Origin of the sequence: Streptomyces sp. TRM64462 (genome assembly GCF_013362995.1) — a bacterium.
Classification (GTDB): domain Bacteria; phylum Actinomycetota; class Actinomycetes; order Streptomycetales; family Streptomycetaceae; genus Streptomyces.
The window spans coordinates 1-20309 of record NZ_JABWDV010000046.1 but is presented as its reverse complement, the minus strand read 5'-3'; the positions used below and the strand labels follow the sequence as shown (position 1 = coordinate 20309).

At 72.6% G+C, this 20309-nt stretch carries 18 protein-coding genes; 6 read left to right on the top strand and 12 right to left on the bottom strand.

Going from position 1 to position 20309, the window contains the following annotated elements:
* Both HTZ82_RS02270 and HTZ82_RS02265 read right to left on the bottom strand, forming a co-directional pair.
* The coding region (locus HTZ82_RS02270) for an FGGY family carbohydrate kinase (protein WP_254711568.1) at positions 1 to 276 on the bottom strand (276 nt) is incomplete at its 3' end.
* Between the two features lie 39 nt (positions 277 to 315).
* The gene (locus HTZ82_RS02265; RefSeq protein ID WP_175407555.1) at positions 316 to 1083 is read right to left on the bottom strand and encodes an IclR family transcriptional regulator; all 768 of its coding nucleotides are present in this window, start codon (positions 1081 to 1083) and stop codon (positions 316 to 318) included.
* 142 nt (positions 1084 to 1225) lie between these two features.
* Between HTZ82_RS02265 and HTZ82_RS02260 the strand changes: the two genes are divergently transcribed.
* On the top strand, positions 1226 to 1654 hold the full coding sequence (locus tag HTZ82_RS02260; protein WP_175407554.1) for an ATP-binding protein: 429 nt from the start codon (positions 1226 to 1228) through the stop codon (positions 1652 to 1654).
* A gap of 64 nt (positions 1655 to 1718) precedes the next feature.
* Here HTZ82_RS02260 and putP read toward each other — a convergent pair whose 3' ends face one another.
* The 3 genes from putP to HTZ82_RS02245 all read right to left on the bottom strand — a co-directional run bounded on the left by putP (position 1719) and on the right by HTZ82_RS02245 (position 7153).
* Positions 1719 to 5297 carry a sodium/proline symporter PutP gene (gene putP / locus HTZ82_RS02255; RefSeq protein ID WP_175407553.1) on the bottom strand — a complete coding sequence of 1193 codons (3579 nt, stop codon included), beginning with the start codon at positions 5295 to 5297 and terminating at the stop codon, positions 1719 to 1721.
* 225 nt (positions 5298 to 5522) lie between these two features.
* Positions 5523 to 6602, bottom strand: coding sequence for a PP2C family protein-serine/threonine phosphatase (locus HTZ82_RS02250; protein ID WP_309235275.1), 1080 nt, complete (start codon positions 6600 to 6602; stop codon positions 5523 to 5525).
* A gap of 260 nt (positions 6603 to 6862) precedes the next feature.
* Positions 6863 to 7153: a hypothetical protein gene (locus HTZ82_RS02245; protein WP_175407551.1), complete on the bottom strand. Its 291-nt coding sequence runs from the start codon at positions 7151 to 7153 to the stop codon at positions 6863 to 6865.
* Positions 7154 to 7247: 94 nt separating this feature from the next.
* On the opposite strand from HTZ82_RS02245, the gene HTZ82_RS02240 reads away from it, so the two are divergent.
* Positions 7248 to 8990, top strand: coding sequence for a VanW family protein (locus tag HTZ82_RS02240; protein ID WP_309235274.1), 1743 nt, complete (start codon positions 7248 to 7250; stop codon positions 8988 to 8990).
* On the opposite strand, the gene HTZ82_RS02235 is transcribed toward HTZ82_RS02240, so the two are convergent.
* The 7 genes from HTZ82_RS02235 to HTZ82_RS02205 are packed head-to-tail and all read right to left on the bottom strand — an operon-like array spanning position 8957 to position 16759.
* On the bottom strand, positions 8957 to 10132 hold the full coding sequence (locus HTZ82_RS02235) for an NAD(P)-binding domain-containing protein (RefSeq protein ID WP_175407550.1): 1176 nt from the start codon (positions 10130 to 10132) through the stop codon (positions 8957 to 8959). The two genes, HTZ82_RS02240 and HTZ82_RS02235, sit on opposite strands and share 34 nt — an antisense overlap.
* 23 nt (positions 10133 to 10155) lie before the next feature.
* On the bottom strand, positions 10156 to 11862 hold the full coding sequence (locus HTZ82_RS02230; protein ID WP_175407549.1) for a radical SAM protein: 1707 nt from the start codon (positions 11860 to 11862) through the stop codon (positions 10156 to 10158).
* A 43-nt stretch (positions 11863 to 11905) separates the two neighbouring features.
* On the bottom strand, positions 11906 to 12625 hold the full coding sequence (locus HTZ82_RS02225) for a TIGR04283 family arsenosugar biosynthesis glycosyltransferase (protein ID WP_175407548.1): 720 nt from the start codon (positions 12623 to 12625) through the stop codon (positions 11906 to 11908).
* Between the two features lie 38 nt (positions 12626 to 12663).
* Entirely contained in the window at positions 12664 to 13452 is a 789-nt protein-coding gene (locus tag HTZ82_RS02220) for an MTAP family purine nucleoside phosphorylase (RefSeq protein WP_175407547.1), read from the bottom strand.
* Positions 13453 to 13455: 3 nt separating this feature from the next.
* Positions 13456 to 14892 carry a radical SAM domain-containing protein gene (locus tag HTZ82_RS02215; RefSeq protein WP_175407546.1) on the bottom strand — a complete coding sequence of 479 codons (1437 nt, stop codon included), beginning with the start codon at positions 14890 to 14892 and terminating at the stop codon, positions 13456 to 13458.
* The gene (locus HTZ82_RS02210; protein WP_175407545.1) at positions 14892 to 15353 is read right to left on the bottom strand and encodes a MauE/DoxX family redox-associated membrane protein; all 462 of its coding nucleotides are present in this window, start codon (positions 15351 to 15353) and stop codon (positions 14892 to 14894) included. Before HTZ82_RS02210 ends, HTZ82_RS02215 begins: the two co-directional genes overlap by 1 nt.
* Positions 15350 to 16759: an NAD(P)/FAD-dependent oxidoreductase gene (locus HTZ82_RS02205; protein WP_175407544.1), complete on the bottom strand. Its 1410-nt coding sequence runs from the start codon at positions 16757 to 16759 to the stop codon at positions 15350 to 15352. The genes HTZ82_RS02210 and HTZ82_RS02205 overlap by 4 nt, the downstream gene beginning before the upstream one ends.
* A gap of 274 nt (positions 16760 to 17033) precedes the next feature.
* On the opposite strand from HTZ82_RS02205, the gene HTZ82_RS02200 reads away from it, so the two are divergent.
* The 4 genes from HTZ82_RS02200 to HTZ82_RS02185 all read left to right on the top strand — a co-directional run bounded on the left by HTZ82_RS02200 (position 17034) and on the right by HTZ82_RS02185 (position 20307).
* Positions 17034 to 17786 (top strand): TVP38/TMEM64 family protein, encoded by a 753-nt coding sequence (locus HTZ82_RS02200; RefSeq protein ID WP_175407543.1) that lies wholly within the window; start codon positions 17034 to 17036, stop codon positions 17784 to 17786.
* A gap of 97 nt (positions 17787 to 17883) precedes the next feature.
* Complete coding sequence (locus tag HTZ82_RS02195; RefSeq protein ID WP_175407542.1) at positions 17884 to 18975, top strand: methyltransferase domain-containing protein; 1092 nt, start codon at positions 17884 to 17886, stop codon at positions 18973 to 18975.
* 454 nt (positions 18976 to 19429) lie between these two features.
* Positions 19430 to 19987, top strand: a complete 558-nt coding sequence (locus HTZ82_RS02190) for an RNA polymerase sigma factor (protein WP_175407557.1) — start codon at positions 19430 to 19432, stop codon at positions 19985 to 19987.
* On the top strand, positions 19984 to 20307 hold the full coding sequence (locus HTZ82_RS02185) for a zf-HC2 domain-containing protein (RefSeq protein WP_309235273.1): 324 nt from the start codon (positions 19984 to 19986) through the stop codon (positions 20305 to 20307). The genes HTZ82_RS02190 and HTZ82_RS02185 overlap by 4 nt, the downstream gene beginning before the upstream one ends.
* Positions 20308 to 20309: the final 2 nt, after the last annotated feature.

Genomic DNA, 20309 nt, shown 5'->3' with positions numbered 1-20309 from the left:
GCGCCGGTCCCAGAGCACGGTCGTCTCCCGCTGGTTGGCGATGCCGATGGCGGTGATCTGTCCGGCGTCCGTGTCGGCGTTGGACAGTGCCTCGGGCACCACGCGCTGAAGGTTGCGCCAGATCTCGACGGCGTCGTGCTCGACCCAGCCGGGCCGGGGGAAGTACTGGCGGTGCTCCCGCTGGGCGACGGACACCAGCCGTCCGCCGTGGTCGAACAGGATGCATCGCGTGGAGGTGGTGCCCTGGTCGATGGACATCACGTACCGTGCCACCATGATCGGGCCTGCCTTCCGATGTCTCGGAGCCGCGGGTGCCTACCAGCGGGCCGCGCCCAGGTCTCTGGAGATCGCGCGTGCGGCCTCCCGGAGCAAGGTGATCAGGGCCGGCCGGGGCCGCCCTCCCGTGTCGCAGATCCGCTCGACCGGTCCTGACACGCCGATCGCGCCCACGACGAGGCCGCCGTGCCCCCGGATCGGCACGGCGATCCCGGCGTCACCCATACTCATTTCCTGCACCTCGGCGCCCCAGCCGGACTCGCGGATCTCGCCGAGCGCCCGGTCGATCTCCTCGGGGAGCACCAGGGTGTGGCGGGTGTACGCCTCCAGTCCGGTCTTCAGCAGCGGCTCGACGGGCGCGGCCCCGAAGGCCAGCAGGACCTTGCCGAGCGAGGAGGCGTGCAGCGGCAGCAGCGCGCCCACGTCCAGGGTCTGGAGGGTGTCGTCCGGCCGGAAGACGTGATGGACGATGAGCACCTTCCCCTCCAGGGGTGTGCCCAGGCGTACGGCCTCGCCGCTGCGGGCGGCCAGGGCGTCGGCCCAGTTGATGGAGCGGGACCGCAACTCGTTGACGTCGAGGTAGCTCGTACCGAGATGGAGCAGAGCCGCTCCGAGCTGGTACTTCCCGGTGGCAGCGTCCTGCTCCACGAAGTCCACGTGCTGCAGGGTGCGCAGGATGCCGTGGGCGGTGCCTTTGGCCAGTCCGAGCGACGACGCCACCTCGCCCAGTCCCAGCCTGCGGGGACCGGCGGCGAGCAGTCGCAGGATCGCCGCCGCCCGTTCTATGGACTGGACCGGGCCGACCATAAAACGATCGTAGTCCGGGTCGTCACTCCAGGACTTCTGTTCGGTAATGCCGACCGCTGTTCGTTGACCGGCCGCCGCTTCCCTCCTTAGCGTTTCCTCACGCCCGGCCGTCGGCCGGCAGCGCTCCCGGAGGAGGAGGGCCATGACAGTGGCGCAGCTCGGCGCAGCGCTTCCCGAAGACGTCACGTACGTCTTCCCGCTGCCGCACGCCCCCAGGGCCGCCTCGGTCGTGCGCCGCCGCGTGCGCGCCGCCATCACCGACTGGCGGCTGGCCCCGGACGTGGCCGACGACGTGCTCGTGCTGGCCTCGGAGCTGCTCACCAACGCGATCAGCCACGCCCTGCCTCCGGCGACGCTGCGGCTTTCGCAGGTCGTGGTGGACGGGCTCAGAGCCGTACGGGTCGAGGTGACGGATGCGGGGCCTGCGGCTCCGGCCGGCCGGCCGGCTTGCGGGCTGGACCCGGATGAGCACGGCCGAGGCATCGGCATCGTCATCGCGCTGTCGGTCAGGTGCGGCGTGCGGGAGCGGGCCGACGGGACCAGCCGGTGGGCGGACGTGGCCGTGAGGTGAGCGGCACCGCGTGGCGTGGCCGTGCCCGGGGCGGGCGAGCCACGGGCCTGGTCCGGGGCACGGTTCACACGGCCGTTTCGGCCGGGAGCGCCTGTTCCGTCCAGATGATCTTGCCGGTCTTCGTGTAGCGGGTGCCCCAGCGTCGGGCGAGCTGCGCGACGATCAGCAGGCCCCGCCCTCCCTCGTCCGTGGTCCGGGCGTGGCGCAGGCGCGGGGAGGTGCTGCTGGCGTCGGAGACCTCGCAGATCAGGGCCCGGTCGCGGATCACGCGCAGGCAGATCGGTCCGGTCGCGTGGCGGATGGCGTTGGTGACGAGTTCGCTCACGATCAGTTCCGTGGTGAACACCAGATCGTCCAGCCCCCACTCCTCCAGCTTCCGGCACGCGAGGCCACGGGCGTCCGCGACGCCCGCCGGATCGACGGGCAGGTCCCAGGACGCCACCTGGTCCGCGCCCAGGACGTGTGTCCGGGCGAGGAGCAGGGCGGCGTCGTCGGACGGCGAACCGGTCAGCAGGGCGTCGATCACATGGCCGCCGGTCTCCCGCAGCGTCGGCCCGGGCATCGCGAGGGCATCGGCCAGGCGGGACAGCCCGACGTCCACGTCCCGGTCGCGGGTCTCGATGAGGCCGTCGGTGTAGAGCGCGATCAGACTGCCCTCGGCCAGTTCCAGCTCGGCGGACTCGAAGGGCAGGTATCCGAGGCCGAGCGGCGGTCCGGCGGGCAGGTCGAGGAACTCGGCGACGCCGTCCGGGCCGACGATCACGGGCGGCACGTGCCCCGCCCGGGCCAGCGTGCACTGCCTGCCGACCGGGTCGTACACGGCGTACAGGCAGGTGGCGCCCATGAGCGCGCCGCTTCCGTTCTCGGCCTGCGCCGGCTCACCGCTGTCCTGCGCCTCCGTGAGGCCGATGACGAGGTCGTCGAGCCGGGCCAGCAGTTCGTCGGGCGGGAGGTCCAGATGGGCGAGCGTACGCACCGCGGTGCGCAGGCGCCCCATGGTCGCGGCGGCGTTGATTCCATGTCCGACCACGTCCCCGACGACCAGGGCGACCCGAGTACCGGAGAGCGGAATCACGTCGAACCAGTCGCCTCCCACACCACTCGGCGCGTCCGCCGGGAAGTACCACGACGCGACCTCCAGTGCGGATCCTCCCGTGAGCTCCTGGGGCAGCAGGTAGCGCTGCATCGACCGGGCCGCGGTGCGCTCGCGGGTGAAGCGGCGGGCGTTGTCGACACACAGCGCCGCGCGGGAGACGAGTTCCTCGACGAGACGTACGTCGTCCTCCTCGAAGGGGCCCAGCCGACGAGAGCGTACGAACGTGGCCGCGCCCAGGGTGACACCGCGGGCCCTCACCGGGACCGCCAGCACCGAAGGGGGGTCGAACGCGCGGATCGCGGCGCCCAGGGCGGGGTCCTCGGCCGCCCAGTCGCCGATGGGGCCGGCCGGGACGGGTTCCACCACCGTCCTGCCTTCCAGCAGGCAGCGGGCCACAGGCGGCGACGGCCCCCGTGAGACCTGTCCGCCCGCGGCCGGGCTCGCCGCCGGGGAGCCATCGCGGCGCCCCGGCTTCTGTCCCGCACGGCGCAGGACGGGCGCGCCGCTCACCGGTCCCGGAGCCGGTTCCTCACCACGCGTCACGGCGTCGAGGAGGTCGACGGCCACGAAGTCGGCGAGGGACGGCACGGTGTCGTCGGCCAGCTCCTGTGCGGTCAGCGTCACGTCCAGCGTGCGGCCGATGCGCCCGGCGGCTTCGTTGAGCAGCGCCAGGCGTTCCTGGGCGCGCCAGCGCTCGGTGACGTCGATGACCATGTACCAGATGCCCACGTGCCGGCCGTGCCGGTCCCTCATCCCGAAGAAGGAGGCCGAGTACGCGCGCTTCCTGGCGGGATCCGCGTAGTCGGGGCCGCGGAACTCGTGGTCCAGCACCGGAGCCCCGGTCTCCAGGACCGCCTGCATCTTCTCCTCGAACGCCTCCGCCTCCTGCGTCGGCAGCACCTCCCTCACCTGGCGGCCCAGCCGCCGCTCAAGGGGGATCAGGCGCTCCAGCCGGTCGTTCACCCAGACGTACCGCAGGTCGGTGTCCAGGACGGCCACGCCGACCGGCGCGTGCGCGAGGAACGGCTCCAGCATCAGCCGGCTCCCGCCGCCTCCCGGCACCCGCCAGAAGGCACGTTCCGGTGGCCGCCCGACGAACCGGCCGAACACCAGCGCCGCGACGGTGGCGACCAGCACGCCCGGGACCATCTCGTAGATGCCCGACTCCAGCGGCCCGAGCAGGGGATTGATCTCGTCCCAGAGCAGCACCGTGGTCGCGCCCGACACCATTCCGGCCATGGCCCCCGACGAGGTCATACGCGGCCAGTACAGCGAGAGCAGGACGACCGGCCCGAAGGCGGCTCCGAAGCCCGCCCAGGCGTAGGCGACGATGCCGAGCACTCCGTCACCCCTGAGCGCGATGGCGCAGGCGACGAGGGTCACCGCCACCACGGAGGCGCGTCCCACCCGGACCAGCGCCCTGTCCGAGGCCGTCCGCCTGAGGAACGCCCGGTAGAAGTCCTCCGTGAGGGCGACGGACGACACGAGGAGCTGACTGTCCGCGGTCGACATGATCGCGGCCAGTACGGCGATCAGCAGCACACCGGCGACCCAGGGATCGAGCAGGGTCTCGGTCAGAGCGAGGTACACGGTCTCCGGGTCGGCCAGCGGTGCGTCGAGCTGCCCGATCCCCACGAGGCCGACGAGCGTGGCCCCGGCGAGCACGACAACGACCCAGCCCGTGCCGATGCGCCGGGCGGCGGGGATGGCGCCGGTGCTGCGGATGCCCATGAAGCGGGCCAGGATGTGCGGCTGGCCGAAGTAGCCGAGGCCCCAGGCGAGCAGCGAAACGACGGCGACAGCGCCGAGCGGTTCGCCCGCCGGCCACCGGCCGTCGGCGAAGGCGGCCTCGGCCCCCGTGTCCCGCAGGGCGGACGTCCTGTCGTCGAGTGCGTCGCCCAGCGCCCCGAAGCCGCCGAGCCTCCAGACACCGATCGCGGGGAGCACCACCAGGGCGAGGAACATCAGTGCGCCCTGCATCACGTGGGTGTGGCTCACGGCGAGGAAGCCGCCGAGGCACGAGTAGACGGCGATGACCAGGGCGGTGAGGATCACCGCGAGTGCGAAGTCGACGTTGAAGACATAGTCGAACAACAGTCCGCCGGCCACCAGGCCACTGGCGAGGTACACCGTGAAGAAGACGACGGTGACCGCCGCCGAGACCGTCCGGAGGAGCCGGGTACGGTCCTCGAAGCGCTCCTCCAGGTAGGCCGAAAGGCTGACGGCGTTACCGGCGCGCTCGGTGTAGGTGCGCAGCCTCGGCGCGACCAGGCGCCAGTTGAGGTAGGTGCCGACCGCCAGGCCGACGGCGATCCAGCCGGCACCGGCACCGGCCGCGTACACGGCTCCGGGAAGGGCCAGGAACAGCCAGCCCGACATGTCGCTGGCGCCCGCGGACAGGGCGGCGACCGGCGCGCTGAGCCTGCGGCCGCCGAGCGCGAAGTCGGTGAAGGTGCGCGTACGGGTGTACGCCCGGATCCCCATTCCGATCATGGCGGCCACATAGACGACGAACGTGGCCAGGATCGGCGCGCTCAAATCGAACATGTCTTCCTCGCCTGCGAGGCTGATGAGCAGCGCACGCCCCACGGGCAGGTCTGCGGCCTCGTGCCGTGGTCAACAAATCCACTGATACCAGTCGCCGCGGGGCGACCGGCGACGTGACGCGACGTCATGACGACAGTACGTGTCACGGCGGACCGGCGCAGCGAGCCGCCCTGCGGGACCGGCGTGGCCGTGCACACCGTCCCGTGCGGAACGCGGTGGGGGTGGTCAGTCCGCCTCGGAGGCATCGGCGGCCTCCCCTCGTCCGTCGGTCTGCCCATCCAGCCCATCCAGCCGGTCCAGCCGGTCCACGACGAGCATCGCCACGTCGTCCGCCAGGCGGCCCCCCGTGTGGCGGATCAGTTCCAGGTACAGCTCTTCCAGGAACTCCTGCGGAGTACCGGCCTTCCGCAGCGACTCCACGGCCTCGGGCAGGGGGAAGAACCCGCCGTCGGCGTCGCGGGCCTCGTTCACGCCGTCCGTGTGCAGCAACAGCCGGTCGCCTGGTTCGAACACATGAGTCTCGACCTCGGCTGCGGGCCCGGTGAAGAGGTCCTCGAGACCGAGGGGCGGCAAGGGCCTGGCGGGCGTCAGCTCCTGAGCGGTGCCCCGGCGCAGCCGCAGTGGGGGTGGGTGGCCGCGGTTGGCCACGTGGACCACGTGATCGTCCGACACCTGCGCCAGCAAGACGGTGACGAAATTCTCCGCCTCGTCCTCGACGAGGCCGTCCCCACGGCCCGCACCCTCGTCTCCCTCGTCCTCGCCCGGTCCGGCGGAGCGCGCCACAGCGCCTTCCCGCCGGAGTGCTGCCGCGCAGTGGTTCACGACCTCCGACAGCTCGTCCTCGTAGTGCACAGCCTCCCGGAACGCGCCCAGCACGGCCGCGGCCGCCCGCACCGCGGGCAGCCCCTTGCCCCGGACGTCGCCCACGATCATCCGGACGCCGTAGCGGGTCACCACCGCGTCGTACAGGTCGCCGCCGATCCGCGCGCCCGTCTCGGCCGCGAGATACATGCTGGCCGCCCGCACCGGGCCCAGGCGGGCGGGCACGGGCCGCAGGATGGACTCCTGCGCCGCCACCGCGATCCGGCGGACCTGGTCGAGTTCGCTCTGCCGCCGCGTCCGCACGGCGCTGCTCGTGATGACGCTCGCGACGGACACCACGAGCAGGCCCAGGATGTTGCTGAAGGCCTGCCCCTCATCCCACGAACGGTGCAGCGTGGCGCTGATCGCGGTCACGGACAGCGCACCGGCCGCCGCCGCGAGGATGCCCCGGGGGCCCATCGTGAGCGAAGCCAGGGCCGGCATCGCTGTGAGCAGCGGGCCGGTGTACACAGCGTAGGCAGGTGAGAGTTCGATTCCGAGACCGAGCAGGATGAGCGCGAAGGGCACCAGCTGCGCGAGCCTGATGAGGACCCGGCTGTGGCCTCCCGTTCCCGGTGGCTCAGCGGAGCGGAAGAGCGACCGCATGCGTACAGCCTGCCTTGTGAGCACCAGGGGTACCACCCGCGGCGGACGCGGCGGTGTGCGCCGGTCGCGGAGTACTCTGCGAAGGCCTCCGCCCCGCCTCACCTGCGGCGGGTGTTCACGCTTGAGACACCGGGCGCCTCGTCCCCGTACGGCAGCTTCACGACCGACCGGTCGGGCTGCCACTGCTTCCCGCAGGCTGCCCCGGCATCGTCGGCACCCTGTCCGTCGGCGGCACCGTCGTCCCAGATCCGCCTGGTGGACGCCGACGGCGAGGACGTACCGACGGAGAGCCGGGCGAACTCCTCACGCGCGGCCCGTACACGGTCACGGGGCGGGTGCGAAGGGTTGCGCGGTGCGTCCGGAATGCGGGCGTATGAGAGAAGGGTCACCCAACCGAATAAAAGGGATTATCTGTATCTTCTGCCCCTGTTCGGTCTACGGTCGTAGGGCTACCCCTGACTCCTCACCGCCCCGGGAGGGTGTGTGCGCCGCCGCTCCACGACCGACCACGCCGCCGTGGGCCCTGCCGGGCGCCGTGGTCACATACGCAAGGCGGCGATCGCGGCCGGTGCGGTCGCCGCCGTCGCCGGCGGACTGTATGGGGCGGGTCTCGTCGCCACCGGGGACGACATCTCCGCGGGTACCCGGGTCGACGGGATCGACATCGGCGGCCTGAGCCGTGCCGAGGCCGCCGCCCGGCTCGCCTCCGCGGCCCCCGCCGCGTGGAAGGACCCGATGCGGGTCACCGTCGGTGACGTGGCGACCACCGTCGACCCCGCCTCGGCAGGGCTGACGGTCGACGTCCGGGCCACCGCGGACCGGGCGGCCGACCCGTCCCGTGATCCGTTCACCGTGATCGGCCGGCTCTTCTCCCCCGGCGCCCGCGACATCGAGCCCGTCGTCTCGTTCGACGGGGCGAAGGCCCACGCGGCCGTCGCGGCGACCGCGAAGGAGCACGACCGCCTGGTCCGCGAGGGCGCCGTCGCCTTCAAGGACGGAAAGGCGGTCGTGACGCAGCCTCGCGACGGGCGGAAGCTGGACCAGGACAAGGCCGTCGAGGCGTTGCGCACCGCCTATCCCGCGCCCCCCGGCGCGGCGCCCGTGGCGCTTCCGGTCTCCACGACACGGCCCCAGGTGCGGGCGGACGAGGTCTCCCGATTCGTGAACGACTTCGCGAAGCCCGCCATGTCGGGCCCGGTCACGCTCACCTCGGGCGGCAAACGGCTCCAGATCACGGCGGCCACCCTGGGCGACCACCTGACCGTGAAGGCGGACGGCGGCCGGCTCACCTCGTCCCTCGACGCCCGGGGGCTGATGCGCGACCCGGCGGTGTCCCGTCCGCTCGACACGCTCACCGGCGCGCCCGTCGAGGCCCGCCTCGGAGTGCGGGACGGCAGGGTCGTCGTGGAGGAGGACGGCCGCCCCGGCCGTACGGTGTCGGCCGAGGCCCTCGGCCGGGCGGTCGAGCCGCTGCTGGACAAGGAGGGCGCCGTGGCCCGTACCGGCCCGCTCGCCACCACGGTGACCCGGCCGAAGCTGACGGCGCAGACGCTCGCCCCGCTCGGGATCACCGAGCAGATGTCGACGTTCACCGTGAACTTCCCGACCGCGCCGTACCGCACGACCAACATCGGCCGGGCGGTCGAGCTGATCAACGGCTCGGTGGTCCAGCCGGGCGAGGTGTGGAGCTTCAACCGCACGGTCGGTGAGCGCACCGAGGCCAACGGCTTCGTGGACGGCACGATGATCATGGATGGTCAGTATCGGAAGGCCCCGGGCGGCGGTGTGTCGGCCGTCGCCACCACGGTCTACAACGCGCTCTTCTTCGCCGGGGTCGAGCCCCTGGAGCACGGCGCCCACTCGTTCTACATCGAGCGCTACCCGGCGGGCCGGGAGGCGACCGTGGCCTGGGGCACGCTCGACCTGACGTTCCGCAACGACTCCGGCAAGCCGATCTACATCAAGGCGAGTTCGACCGACTCGTCGGTGACGGTGAGCTTCCTCGGCACGAAGAAGTACGACTCGGTGACGGCGGTCGCCGGCCCCCGTACCGACATCACGCCGCCGAAGGAGCGCAAGGACACCGGCGACGCGTGCGAGGTGCAGGAGCCACTGGAGGGCTTCGACATCGAGGTCGACCGCGTCTTCACGAACGACGGCGCCGAGGTGAAGCGCGAGACCTTCCGCACCCACTACACCCCGCGGGACAAGGTGACCTGCGACTGACCCGCGACCTGGTCGATCTGCTCGTAGCCGGTACGCAGCAGGAAGGTGTTGAGGCGGCCGTAGGACTTGGCGCCCAGGATGAAGAAGTGCGGTTCGGGGTTGCGCAGGGTGTCGATGCCGACGGACGGCTGGGCGAGGCAGTCCCCGCCGGCGGAGCCGAGGAGGGCGGCGGAGAGGTTCATGGGGGCGCCGGTGGCATAGCACTCGTGGACCTGCAACTGCCGGTAGAGGGAGGCGTCGCCGGTGTACCCGGTCAGCGCCACGACGTGGTCGCAGACGATCTCGCGCGGGCCGCCGGCGGTGGCGAGGGTGACGCGTACCCGGTCGTCGGCGGGTTTCAGGGCCTGGACGTGGGCGCCGGTGTGGACGGTGACGCGGTCGTTGGCGCCGCCGGCGAGTGCCTGGGAGGTGTCGACGAGGTGCTGACGGCCGGGCAGTGTGTCGTCGGGTACGGCGCCCCAGTCGGGGGCGGGGTTGCGTACCGCCCATTCGACGCGGGTGCCGGGCAGGGCGGCGAGGTCGCGGGCAGCGGTCTGGGCGGACTTCCCGGCGCCGACGAGGAGGACGGTTCCGGCCCAGCGGGCGGGGTCGCGGGTGTCCGGGAGGGTGCGGGTGATGCGGTCGGCGAGGGTGCGTTCGCCGGGGGCGGGGATGCCGCCGGGGCCGAGGGGGTTGGGGTGGGAGTAGGTGCCGGTGCAGTCCAGGACCAGATCCGCCTCAGCGGTGTCCTCGCCGTCGGGGGTGTCCAGGAGGAGGGTGAAGGGGGCGGCGGCACGGGTGTCGGTGCCGATCTCTTCGTGTTTGAGCAGGCCGGTGCGGGCGATGGCGGCGACGCGGGTGCGGTAGCGGATGCGGCCTTCGAGGGCGGGCAGGGCGGCGAGCGGGTCGAGCAGGCGGGTGGCCAGTTCGGCTCCGGTGGGGCAGTCACCGCCCCGGGGGGCGTGCGGCAGATGGGTGCGCATCCGGCGGGAGACGTTGAGGTCCCATGGTGTGAAGAGGCGGACATGGCCCCAGGCCCGTACGTGGGCGGCGACGGTGTCGGCGGCTTCGTAGACGGTGAACGGCCGTCCGGCGTCGGCGCAGGCGAGCGCGGCGTCGAGGCCGACGGGTCCGGCGCCGAGGATCGCGACGTGGCGCTGCATGAGGAACTCCTCTTCCGTACGGGTCAGATGGCGCAGTGGACGGGGCGGGGCAGAGTGCCGTCGGTGAGGCGGGCGGCGAAGAACCGCTCGGTGACGAGCTGTCGGCCCGTGGTGAGGGGGGTTCCGGCGGGCGCGAGGTGCAGGTCGGGGCTGGTGGTGAGGTCGGCGCCGGCGGGGTGCCAGTGCAGTCCGTCGGCGGTGACGGTCAGTTCGGGGATGCTGGAGTCCTCGCCGATCTCCACCCCGGTGTCGGCGAAGCCGCGGCGCAGCAGCGGGCGTACGGCGAAGTGGTCGGCGGGCAGGCCGAGTCCGGCCAGCAGCTCGGCGACGGCGGGGATCTCGTGGGTGTTGTCCGGGGTTTCGGTGAGGGCGACGCGCGGAGGCAGGCCGAGGCCGATCAGGTGGCGGATGCCGTCGAGGGTGCGCTGCCAGGAGCCGGGGCCGCGGTGGAGGTCGTGGGTGTGGGCGGTGGCGCCGTCCAGGGAGGTCTGGACGGTGAGTTTGCGGTCGGCCAGATCCGCGAGGCCGGCGGCGCGGCGGCCGCGCAGCAGCATCGCGTTGGTCATCACGACGGTGGGCAGCTCGGCGGAGGCGTAGTCGAGGAGGCCGACGATGTCCGGGTGCAGGAAGGGCTCGCCACCGGTGAGGTAGAGCTCGGTGAACCCGGCGTCGACGGCCTCGTCGACGAGGGCGCGGAAGGTGTCGGTGGGCAGGGTGCGGGGAGCCGCCTTCGGGGAGGAGGCGACCGCGCAGTAGTCGCAGGCCAGGTTGCAGTGGAAGTTGGTGTAGAGCCACAGACGGGACGGGAAGTAGGGGCTGCCGAACAGCGGGACCACCGGCCGGTCGCCGTCCAGGGCCTGGGGCGCGGTCTCCCCCCAGCCTTCCCCGAGCTCTTCGAGCAGGGGATACCCCAAGTCCGCCGGCCGGAAGCCGGTGGGCAGGGTGGAGCGGTAGAGGTGGTAGCGGCCCCGGGAGCGCTCGCGTGGCGGCAGGATCTCCAGGCAGGTGGTCCACCAGCCGGTCTCGATGGTCTCGGCGAAGATCTCGGGCAGCCCGGCGGCGCGCATCGAGGCGGCCTGCGCCTGCCAGTCGTACGCGAGGGGGATCAGCTCGGCGGTGACGTGCCCGGCGGACAGGTCGAGCATCGCGTACCAGACCTCGCGGCGGCCGTCGTTGGCGGGTTTGCCGAGCACGCCGACGTTGACGGCGAGGGTGTCGCCGATGCGTCGCTTCCAGGGCAGGCCGCTGTGGGTGCACAGGACGACGTCGGCCCCGGACGCCTCGGCCCGGAGGCGGTGCTGCTCCTCGGGGAGCGACTCCCACCAGAAGTCGTTCAGGGCCAGGGTCGAGCCGTGGACCATGTGGATGTCGACGCCGTCGATGGTCTCCCGGCGTTCGGTGGGCAGGGTGCCCATCCAGGCGGCGAAGTCACGGCTCGTGGTGGCGAGGGTGTGGTCGTAGACGATCTGGGCGTACTCGTTGTCCTTCGGGTCGCGGTAGCCGCAGCCGCAGTCGGTGTCGCCGCGGGCGATGGCCACGTCGTAGTTCCCGGCGACGCACTCGACGCCGTTGTCGGTGAGGATCGGCCACAGGGCGTCGACCTCGGCGCCGAAGCCGCCGAGGTCTCCGAGGCAGAACAGCCGCTCGGCGCCACGGTCACGGGCGTCGTCGACGAATGTCCGGAGGGCGTACGGGTTCCCGTAGGGCCCTCCGCAGACTGCGATGCGCATGGGGTCGGTCTCCAGGGTGTCGAAGCGGCAGGAGGGGACGCGTTCAGGTGCGGCTGCTGCGGGCCGCTCTGCGCGTTCTGGCCGGAAAGAGGCGAGGACCTGCGGCGTAGCGTGCGCGGATGGCTTCCGGGTCGACGCCGGCGAAGTACAGCAGCTTGAGGTACTGCATGAAGGCGATCATGCGCCAGGTGCCGTGGGCGGTCAGGCGGCGTGAGGAGGCCGTCGAAGTGGCGGGCAGCAGGCGGAGCCGGCCGCTGCGGTGCAGGCGCCGCGACATCTCCAGGTCCTCCATGATGGCCAGGTCGGGGAAGCCGCCGAGGGCGTCGAAGACGGTGCGGCGGATGAACATGGCCTGGTCGCCGAAGATGTGGTGCAGGCGGCGGGCGCGGGCGTTGGACGTCCACGCGAGGTAGTTCAGGCCGGGTGTCCTGCGGTCGAAGCGGAGGGTGAGGCCCCCTCCGACCACGGCCGGGTCGGCGAGCGCGGAACGGATCTGGCCCAGCGCTTCGGGATGGATGGCGGTGTCGGCGTGGATGAACCACAGGATGTCGCCGGACGCGTGCCGGGCGCCTTCGTTCATCTGCTTGGCGCGGCCGCGCTCACTGGTGACCACGGTGGCGTGGGAGGCGGCGAGTTCGGCGGTGGCGTCGGTGGAGCCGCCGTCCACGACGATCAGCTCGCAGTCGGGGAAGTCGCGGCACAGGCGGCTCACGGCAGTGTGGATCGTGGCTTCCTCGTTCAGTACCGGGACGATGATCGACACCTGCGGGATCGTGGGAGTGCCCCCGTGGGCGGGGGCGGTCACGCGCCGAACCGGTAGACGAAACCGGCGGCGCTCACGCTGTCCAGAGCAGGCAGGGCGTGCCCGGCCAGGGCCGCGAAGACCTCCTTGCTCGCGGCCATACGGTCCAGCAGTGCCTGCACCGGTTCCGGTTCGGCGGCGACGCCGTTGGCGTAGTCGGTGACGAAACCGACCAGCGCCATGGGCAGTTCGGCCTCACCGGCCAGGACGACCTCAGGGCCCGCGGTCTGGCTGACGGCGCTGACCCCGGCGGCGGCCAGCGCGGCCACCTCCGGGCGCGAGTTGAAACGGGGGCCGTCGACGTGTCCGTACACGCCCCGCGTCGCGACCGGAACCCCGGTCTGCCCGGCAGCGGTGATCAGGGCCTGGCGCAGCGGCTCGCTGAAGGGCCGGTCGAAGATCCAGTGGCCGCGGCCTGCCTCGCCGGGTGTGTCGTACCAGGTGCAGGCGGTGCCGTCGGGCAGCCGGTTGGCGGGGAAGTACAGGTCGTCGAAAACCACCAGGGAGCCCGGCCGCAGGTCCGGGTCGAGGGAGCCGCAGACGGTGAAGGACACCAGGGCCTCCGCCTTGCAGGCGAGCAGGGCGGCGAGGTTCGCCTTGTGGTCGACGTGGCTGGAGAGCCGGTGGTGACCGGCGCCGTGCCGGGACAGCTGCACGATCTCCGCGTGCCCGAGGCGCCCCTCGGTGACGGCGACCGCGCCGTGGTCCGTGACGACCGTCCGCTCCGCCGCCCCCTCCAGATGGGGCCAGTCGTAGCTGCCGGATCCGGTGATCACGCCTATGCGCATGGACTACTTCTCCTTCGGTGACGTGCCGGACGAGCGGCCGGCGGCGGTAGTACGGACCTCGACGATCGGGAGCAGCGTACGCAGGGCGGCGTTCTCCGCCGGGTCGAGTACGGCGTGCTGCACGCAGGCGGGGACGAGGGTGCCGTCCTCGGGGTGTGCCATGGCGTAGTGGCAGGCGGCCAGCCGCTCCTGGGTCTCGCGCAGCCGGGGCTCCGCGGCCTGCTCGCCGCGCCGCATCATCTCCCAGGCCGGGGCGACGACGTCGGCGTCCATGAACTGGTGCATGACGAACGTGACCGGGCGCACCCGCATCCGGTGGCGGGCGAGCCGCAGCAGTCCGACGCGGCGGGCGGTGCGGGCCAGCCAGCACAGCGCCGTCACCGCGGTGGACGGGTGGCGGGCCACCACCCGCAGGATCCTGGCCGCGAGGAGCGCGGGTGGGGTGCCGGTGAAGGTCACCTTGCCGAAGTGGCGGAAGAACGCGTCGCGTACGGCGAGGTCGCGCGGGTCGTCGCCGTCGAGGAACGGGTACCAGCGGCGGCCGACGTAGAAGCCGTAGGCGGTGCGGTTGCAGCGCACGTCGCCGTTCTCGAGGACCCGGTGGTCCAGCCGGGTTCCGGCGCCGCGTTCGATCTCCGCCCACACCGCGTCCGGCGTCGCCTCACGGAACTTCTCCTTCCAGCGGCGCTCGTCGCCGAGGAAGGCGGCGGGCTGGAAGGAGAACATGCCGTAACCCATGGCGTGGCAGTCGCGGATCACACCCGCGACCTCGTCGAGGTTGCCCGGGGTGACGGTCATGTTGTGGGCGAGGAAGAACCGTACGGCGTGCTCGCGCCGCAGTCGGCGGAACATGGCCGCGAAGCGGGCGCGGTACGGATTCAAGGCCTCCTCGCTCGGAGGGCGTTCGATGCCGCGCCTGCCGTACATGAACCGGTCGAAGTGCGCGGCGAAGGACAGCCTCCGGAACCGCCGTGTGCCGTCCTGGCCGAGTGCGAGCCGGGTGAGGTAGGCGTAGTCGAAGTCGCCGTGGGTGAAGCTCATGGGTTCCCGGCCGTGGTCCCGCATGATCGCCAGGGCGGCGGCGTGGTCGTCGGGGCTGAGCAGGCTCACCTCGCCCCCGATGAGCTGGGCGTGGGCGCGCGGGCCCCGCAGCTCACGCAGCAACCGCATCTGCGCGGCGACCTGCTCGCGGGTGTGCGGGCCGTCGACACGCACCTGGTTGGCGTCCCGGGAGTGGTAGCAGGGCGTGCACTTGAGGTTGCACTTGGGGAAGACGCCGTGGGTGCCCTCGCAGCCGACGCCGTGCCGGCCGAGAATCTGTCCGGGCGTTCTGGCGGACTCGGGGAGTTCCGCCCAGCGGCGCTCCATGACCTCGGCGAACTCGGGGTCGTAGGGACGGGTGGCCCGTTCGAGGGCACGCAGTGTGGCGATGATCCGCATCAGTGGCTCTCCCGCGGGTTCCGGGCCGCTGTACGGGTCCGGGCGTCCGGCGAGGCGGGCCGGGCCCGGCGCACACCGCGCCACAGCAGCCCGGCGTACAGCAGCAGCAGCGCGTCCTCGACGAGGACGAACCAGCGCAGCGGCTGGGTGAGGTAGGTGCCGAAGCAGCCGCAGTTGTCCAGGACGACTCCACGGGCGAACGCCTGGGCGGCCAGGACGGTCCACACCACCGCCACGCCCGTGTACAGCCAGACCGGCGTGGCGGCGCGGGAGCGGGGCCGGGCGAGGAACCAGACGGCCGTCACGGCCTCCGCGCAGATCAACGCCACGGCCAGGGCGGTCGAGGCCGCGCCGGAGGTCAGGCCGTACGCGGTCAGGATGGCGGGCATCGCGTCGAACGAAGCGAGCTGGCCCAGCGCCATCGCCGCGAGGACGGCGCCCAGAACGATGCGCAGGATCACCTGATCACCCTTCTGCGCAGCTTCAGCAGCGCGCCGATCGGACCGCTCCCCCGCGCCAGACGGGCATAGACGTCGGCCAGGGCGGTGTGCCAGGGGCCGTCGGCGTAGGTGGGATAGGGGTGCACGGTGCGCGCGTAGTCGGAGGGCGTCCAGCCCAGGCGCACCGCCGCCGCCAGATGGGCGATGGTCTCCCCGGCCCTCGGTGACACCACCGTGGCCCCGACGATCTTCCCGCGCGGGCCCAGCACCAGGGTGGTGAAGCCCTCGGTGCGGCCATCGGCGACGGCCCGGTCGACCCGGTCGTTCTCCAGCGTGTGGACGCGTGCGGTGGCGCCGTACTTCTCGCGCGCCTCGTCGGCGGTGAGGCCGACGCGGGCGATCTCCGGATCGGTGTACGTCACCCAGGGCACGGCGCGGTAGTCGATGGGGCGGCGCACCCCCAGCAGAGCGTCGGCGGCGACCGCTCCGCCCTGCGTGCCGCCCAGGTGGGTGAAAGCCGAACGGCCGGTCACGTCACCGGCGGCATAGATCCGGTGGTTGGTGGTGCGCAGCCGTCCGTCGGTGCGGACGAAGCCGGTATCGGCCAGCTCCACACCGGCCGCCTCCAGTCCGAGCCCGCGCGTGTTGGCGCGGCGACCCGTGACGGCCAGCAGCGCGTCGTACGGGAGAGGGCCGCCAGGCCCGTGGACGGCGCCGGCATCGACCTTCTCGGCGCGGTAGCCGGTCAGCACGGTGACGCCCTCGGCCTCCAGCCGTTCCCGCAGCACCTGCGAGGCTTGCGGTTCCTCTCGGGGCACCAGACGGTCCATCGCCTCCACGAGGGTGACCTGCGAGCCGAGCCGGGCGAACGCCTGGCCCAGCTCGCAGCCGATCGGTCCACCGCCCAGCACCACCAGACGCTGCGGGAGTTCGGTCAGCTCCCAGACGGTGTCGCTGGTCAGAGGTTCGGCCTCGGCCAGGCCGGGGGCCGGTACCAGGGCCGGCGATGAGCCGGTCGCGATCAGCGCGTACCGGAAGGAGATCTCCCAGTCGCCCGCGGTCAGGGTTCTCGGGCCGGTGAAGGACGCCGCGCCGTGCACGACGTCGACTCCGTACGGGGCGAGCGCCTCAGCCGAGTCGTGCGGTTCGATCGCGCCGATCGCCCGCTTCACCTCCGCCATCGCCGCCGCCAGATCGGCCGGCCCGGACACCGGCGGGAGCCCGTACGCGGCGACGCGGCGGGCCGCCTGGACGTCGGAGGCGACGTGCAGCAGCGCCTTGCTCGGTACGCACCCCGTCCACAGACAGTCCCCGCCCAGCCGGTCCCGTTCGACGAGCAGCGTACGGGCGCCGAAGCGCCCGGCGGTGCGGGCCGCGGTGAGTCCGGCGCTTCCGCCTCCGATGACCACCAGGTCGTACCTGCGCATGCTGTGGCTCTCTCCGGTCGGTGCGCCGCCGTGGGGGGGGCGGCGCGCGGTCGTGGGCCTGAGGGAAACCCGGTGACACAGCGGGGCCTTCCCTTTTTCTCATTTCACGATCACGGCCGGGGACGGCGATCTGCGTCATCCTTTCGCTTCCGGCGTGTCCGGAACGGAATGGGCAACCGGCCCGGCGGGGTTCCCGACGGCGGAACGCGCCGGAGCGGCGCGCGCCGCGTCCGGGGGCCGCCCTCCCCACCGAACACCCGTCACAGGAGCCGATATGAACCGCCCGACAGGCCCCTCCCCCGCGACCGAGCGCCCGGCGTCCGATACCGCCCCGGACGGTACGGCGCCGCAGCCGGTGCGGGGAGTGTGGATACGGCTGGCCGTCCTCGTGGCCCTGCTGGCGGCACTCGGCTCCTGGGCGGCGCTGGGGGGCGGCGCGGACCTGTTGCGCGAGGTGCGCCTGTGGGTCGACTCGCTCGGCCTGTGGGGGCCGGTGATCTTCGCGGTCTGCTACGCCCTGGCCGTGACGGCGCTGCTGCCCGGCTCGGTGCTGACCGCGTCGGCGGGGGCGCTGTTCGGGCTGCCGGTGGGGGCCGGTGCGGTGCTGGTGGGAGCGACGACCGGTGCGGCCCTGTCGTTCGGTCTGGCCCGCCGGCTGGGGCGCCCGGTGGTCGCCCGCCATGCCGGCTCGGGGCGGCTGGCCCGGCTGGACGCCTACCTGACGCGCCGCGGGTTCGTGGCGGTCCTGGTTCTGCGGCTGGTGCCGCTGTTCCCGTTCTCGATGATCAACTACGGGGCGGGGGTCGCCGGTGTCCGCTTCTCCTCCTACGTGACCGCCACGGCTCTGGGCATCATCCCGGGAACGGTCGTCTACACGGGGCTCGGCGGGTCCTTGGGCGAGCCCGCGTCCGCCGGACTGTGGATCGCGCTGGGCGGCCTGCTGGTGCTGAGCGTGGGCGGCTGGTGGGCGGCGCGGACGGTCCGCTCCCGGAGCGCGGAGATCGGCGCGGCCCCGGGCAGCCGGTGACGATCCGGGGAATGACAACCGGCGTACCGCGGGTTTCCGTCGCGGCCCCGGCGAACCGCCGGCCGGGTGCGCGAGACCTCACTCATCAGGGAGAGACATGACGACGACCGACACAACCCCGGCGCGGCGCCCCGGCCGGCAGACGCCCTTCTCGTCCGTGGCGGAATCGGTCAAGGACTACTACGGCAAGGTGCTCACGTCGTCCGCCGACCTGAGGACCTCCGCCTGCTGTACGGACGTGGCGCCGCCGCCGCACATCGCCGCTGCTCTCGGCGAGGTGCACGACGAGGTGATGGAGCGCTTCTACGGCTGTGGTTCGCCCATTCCTCCCGCGCTGGAGGGGGCCACCGTGCTGGACCTGGGCTGCGGCAGCGGGCGGGACGTCTATGTGCTGTCCCAGCTGGTCGGCCCCACCGGCCGCGTCATCGGCGTCGACATGACCGAGGAACAGCTCGCCGTGGCCCGCCGCCACCAGGACTGGCACGCCGACCGGTTCGGCCACGCCAACACCGACTTCCGCCACGGATACATCGAGGACCTGGCGGCGGCCGGAATCCCGGACGCCTCCGTGGACGTCGTGGTCTCCAACTGCGTGGTGAACCTGTCGCCGGACAAGCCGCGCGTGCTCTCCGAGATCTTCCGCGTCCTCAAGCCCGGCGGCGAGCTGTACTTCTCCGACATCTTCGCCGACCGCCGCCTGCCCGCCGCGCTCCTCGACGACCCCGTTCTCGTCGGGGAGTGCCTCGCCGGCGCCCTGTACACCGAGGACTTCCGCCGCGTCCTGGAGCGCGCCGGCTGCCCGGACGCGCGCACCGTCGCCTCGTCCCCGGTGACGGTCAGCGACCCGGACGTCGACCGGAAGATCGGCTTCGCCGCCTTCACCTCACGGACCGTCCGCGCCTTCAAGCTCCCGCTGGAGGACCGCTGCGAGGACTACGGCCAGGTCGCCGTCTACCGCGGCACCATCGCCGAGCACCCGCACGCCTTCGACCTGGACGACCACCACCGCTTCCCCACCGGCAAGCCGATGCCCGTCTGCGGCAACACCGCCGACATGCTGAGCGCCACGCGCTACGCCGACCACTTCACCGTCAACGGCGACAAGAGCAGGCACTTCGGCCTGTTCCCCTGCGCCCCTGCCGACAGGCCGGCCACGCCGGGCACGGACGCCCCGTCGGGCTGCTGCTGACCCGGCGGGCACGGCCCGGTCCCGGGGGCGTGGTGAGGTGACGGGCGAAGCGCCGTACGCGGGCCGATGCCAGAGAGGGGGGCGTCCGCCGGGGGCTGTCCCGGAGAGACGCCTTGATCAGCCGCAGCAGTTGCAGGCCGCCGCTGCATGCCCAGCAGCGGGCGATGTGGGCGGCCACCCGCATGCGGTGCGCTCCGGTGAGCCGCCCGTCGGCGTACGCTTCCACGTCGCCGCGCAGCCGCACATGCCGTAGCCTCTCCCGGCACTCGGCCCACACCCGCCCCGGCCGGGGAACGCGCTGCTTCGTCATGCAGCGGGAACCCGTCCTGCCGTACGCCGCATTCCAGCCCCTGCACGGCTCCTCGCCGCGCCTCCGGCGAGGAGCAGGAGGCGGGAGACAGGAGAAGGGAATGCGGGTCCCGGGAGAAGGGGTTTCTGTTGCGTGGAAGACGAAGTGACAGCGCCGCCGGACCCAGCGGATCCTCGGGGACAGGCGTTCGCCGCCTATGTGCTGCCGGAGGTGGAGGTGCTGCTGCGGGTCGCGATGACGCTGACCGCGCAGCCGGCGGATGCCGAGGACCTCGTACAGGACACCCTTCTGCGCGCATACCGGGCCGTGGACCGCTTCGACGGGAACCATCCGCGTGCGTGGCTGCTGACGATCATGCGACGGGCGGAGATCAACCGGCACCGCCGCCGCCGTCCCCATCTCCTGGACGACCCGGACACCGATCTGGACCGGCTCAGCGGCACGGGCCCCGGCGGATCGGCGGAAGAGATCGTGGTGGGTGAGGCGTTCGACGAGGTGGTGGACGAGGCCCTGTGCGCGCTGCCGGACAAGCACCGCCAGGTGGTGCAGCTGGTCGACATCGACGGTCTCACCTATGCGGAGGCCGCCCGCCTCCTGGATGTGCCCGAAGGCACCGTGATGAGCCGGCTGCACCGGGCGCGCAAACGGATACGGGCGCGGCTGGCCACGGCGGGACTGGCACCGAAGCGAGGTGTGATGTGAAGAGGCGTCCATGGTGGCGGCGTGCGCCGGCCGAGCGCCGGATGAACTGCCTGCAGGTCGCCCGCGTGCTGCAGTCCTACCTCGACGGCGAGACCGACGACGTCACCGCGCGCCGGGTCGCCGCGCACCTGGAGGACTGCCGGCGCTGCGGCCTGGAGGCGTCGGTCTACCGGGAGATCCACAACGCGCTGGCCCGCCGGGCGGAGCCCGACGGCGGAGCGGTGGACCGCCTGCGCGCGTTCGGCGCGTCCCTCCTGAGCCATCCGCCGGCCGGGGACGACGACGCGGAACACGGCACGACGCCGCCGTCGGGCGCCTAGGG

Coding starts and splice junctions, on each gene's coding strand:
- HTZ82_RS02265 (WP_175407555.1), bottom strand. CDS start 1,083: ATGGTCGGCCCGGTCCAGTCCATAGAACGGGCGGCGGCGATCCTGCGA.
- HTZ82_RS02260 (WP_175407554.1), top strand. CDS start 1,226: ATGACAGTGGCGCAGCTCGGCGCAGCGCTTCCCGAAGACGTCACGTAC.
- putP (WP_175407553.1), bottom strand. CDS start 5,297: ATGTTCGATTTGAGCGCGCCGATCCTGGCCACGTTCGTCGTCTATGTG.
- HTZ82_RS02250 (WP_309235275.1), bottom strand. CDS start 6,602: ATGCCGGCCCTGGCTTCGCTCACGATGGGCCCCCGGGGCATCCTCGCG.
- HTZ82_RS02235 (WP_175407550.1), bottom strand. CDS start 10,132: ATGCAGCGCCACGTCGCGATCCTCGGCGCCGGACCCGTCGGCCTCGAC.
- HTZ82_RS02230 (WP_175407549.1), bottom strand. CDS start 11,862: ATGCGCATCGCAGTCTGCGGAGGGCCCTACGGGAACCCGTACGCCCTC.
- HTZ82_RS02220 (WP_175407547.1), bottom strand. CDS start 13,452: ATGCGCATAGGCGTGATCACCGGATCCGGCAGCTACGACTGGCCCCAT.
- HTZ82_RS02215 (WP_175407546.1), bottom strand. CDS start 14,892: ATGCGGATCATCGCCACACTGCGTGCCCTCGAACGGGCCACCCGTCCC.
- HTZ82_RS02205 (WP_175407544.1), bottom strand. CDS start 16,759: ATGCGCAGGTACGACCTGGTGGTCATCGGAGGCGGAAGCGCCGGACTC.
- HTZ82_RS02200 (WP_175407543.1), top strand. CDS start 17,034: ATGAACCGCCCGACAGGCCCCTCCCCCGCGACCGAGCGCCCGGCGTCC.
- HTZ82_RS02195 (WP_175407542.1), top strand. CDS start 17,884: ATGACGACGACCGACACAACCCCGGCGCGGCGCCCCGGCCGGCAGACG.